We start from the raw sequence: 227 nt of genomic DNA on the forward strand, positions 1-227 counted from the left end.
CTGCCGCTTGATGATGCGAAACGGGTGCTCCACCCTGGCACGGATGCTGGCTTTCATGTATTCGATGTTGATGGCCGTTTTGTTCTTGCGCGGATGCTGCTTCAAGGTTTTTACCCTGCCGGGACGCTCGGCGATCAGCCAGTCCACATCCACCTCGGCCAGCTCCTCGCGCTGTGGCGCTCCTTGGTAGCCGGCATCGGCTGAGACAAATTGCTCCTCTCCATGAA

1 protein-coding gene is annotated in these 227 nt (G+C 58.6%); it reads right to left on the reverse strand.

Going from position 1 to position 227, the window contains the following annotated elements; genetic code table 11:
* The coding region (locus FHC52_RS22680; RefSeq protein WP_220393409.1) for a transposase at positions 1 to 227 on the reverse strand (227 nt) is incomplete at both ends.

Origin of the sequence: Enterobacter sp. EC_64 (assembly GCF_019584165.1) — a bacterium.
GTDB classification, from domain to species: domain Bacteria; phylum Pseudomonadota; class Gammaproteobacteria; order Enterobacterales; family Enterobacteriaceae; genus Enterobacter; species Enterobacter roggenkampii.